General features: G+C 50.9%; 2 protein-coding genes. One reads left to right on the forward strand and one right to left on the reverse strand.

Annotated elements, in window-relative coordinates:
- Positions 1–3 precede the first annotated feature (3 nt).
- A complete protein-coding gene (locus AC04L7_RS18350; protein ID WP_475513654.1) occupies positions 4–54 on the forward strand; it encodes a DUF4113 domain-containing protein in 51 nt (16 codons plus the stop codon).
- 2 nt (positions 55–56) lie between these two features.
- Here the strand turns inward: AC04L7_RS18350 and AC04L7_RS18355 are convergent, their stop codons facing one another.
- Positions 57–1,283: a phosphoribosyltransferase family protein gene (locus AC04L7_RS18355; protein ID WP_435999560.1), complete on the reverse strand. Its 1,227-nt coding sequence runs from the start codon at positions 1,281–1,283 to the stop codon at positions 57–59.
- Positions 1,284–1,551: the final 268 nt, after the last annotated feature.

Consider the following 1,551-nt stretch of genomic DNA (forward strand, 5'->3'; position numbering starts at 1 on the left):
GCGCTGTCGCCCGCCTATACTACCCGATGGGACCAGCTACTAAAAGTTAGTTAATCTCACCAGTTCCACGCATTGTAGATTCCGAAAACCTGGGAAAGCTCGTGTGGAGCACCACTGTCAACGATGGAACCCGTATAAGAATACTGGGCAGATTTGGGCTCCTTGCTTACATCGTTGGGCTGATAAGGTTTTAGGGAAATCTTGTCGGCCATTGCCCAATACGGCGTATTGATAGTCTTAAGCCACGTAAAGAGCCGAGCCTCCCCACCCGCGGCTTCGACGTAGGCGCGCGCAGCTTCAAGGCTTCGGCCAGAAGTGCATATGTCATCGACAACCAATACAACCTTACCACGCAGACTAATTGCCCCCTTGTTGGGAGTAACAGCGAGATTTTTATGGGGATAAGTATTAAGCTGAATGGTGCGCAATTGATTTGAAAATTCCCGGTCGGCCGCTTTTATCGGTTGGCTTTTATCGGCTGTCGTGTGACGCACAATGAGATCGTGATAGAAGCTCATTCGAAAGCACTTTCCCAGCCGCATTAAAGCAACCTGGAGACTGGCATCCTTAGGCTGATCGGATTTAGCCTGATGCCCTGGATAGGTGCAAATGTAGTTAACACCCTCCAATAGCCCACCGAAGTAGAGAGTCGATATGGTTAGAAGAAACCAAAACTCAGGGTGACCATAGCCAAACTTTGCCGCAGCCCTGGCGTCTTCTCCAAAAAGCGAATAAGCCTGGACCTTCGTGGAGAACGGCCCTGCAGCATGAAAGTTTAGCGATCCATCCTTGATTCCGAAGAAGAGTGGATGGCTACGCATAGCGAAAACAAAGCAAAATCTCGCAAGCTCACTGACAGTCTTGACCGCAAAACCGTAGCTTGTTTGCTGACCATACCAGTCGGCGCGAATGTGCAGGAGATTGTTATTTACGCCTGCGCGCATATCCTCTTCTGAGCCCCCCAGAAGGATTGTCTGCTGCTTAGTTGCCCCATAGTGAGCAAGAACGGGAAGAACCGAGTCAGCAAGACGCCTGGACGGCTTACCGTCTTCGTGCCAACCATGAGCGGAGATCGGAACTCCTGAGATGTTCGAAAGATGCTCATGAAGACTTATAGATTTGTTGTAAGTCCACTTCCTGTTAGACCACAACGCAACGCTGACCCCCTTGTCGGAAAGCTGTTTAGCGAGCTTGGCGAGCTGCTGCAAGATCGCACCATCTACCTTGTTTTGTTCGTTCGCGATCGTTCCTGAAACACTAATGAGCAGAAGTTTTAGGCTCACTGGTTAGCTCCCGAAAAGCTCTGCTTGTGGCGGCTCGTTATGACGCCTAGTCATAGCGGCCTTAAGCGAGCCACGAAAGGCTGCATATTGCCTCGGGATTTGGAATGTTAAGTCCGCATCACCGTGATCAGCACTTGCAACAACGCCTTCCGCAAGAAGATTAATACATGTTCTGCCAAGCGCTCTCGAGAATCGGATGGTATGAGCAGTGCCAGAGCTACGACGCCACTCAGGCGCTACGACAACCCGGGCAAGTGCAGCTTGAAGC

The sequence above is a fragment of the Pseudoxanthomonas sp. LjRoot204_2 genome (assembly GCF_056175765.1).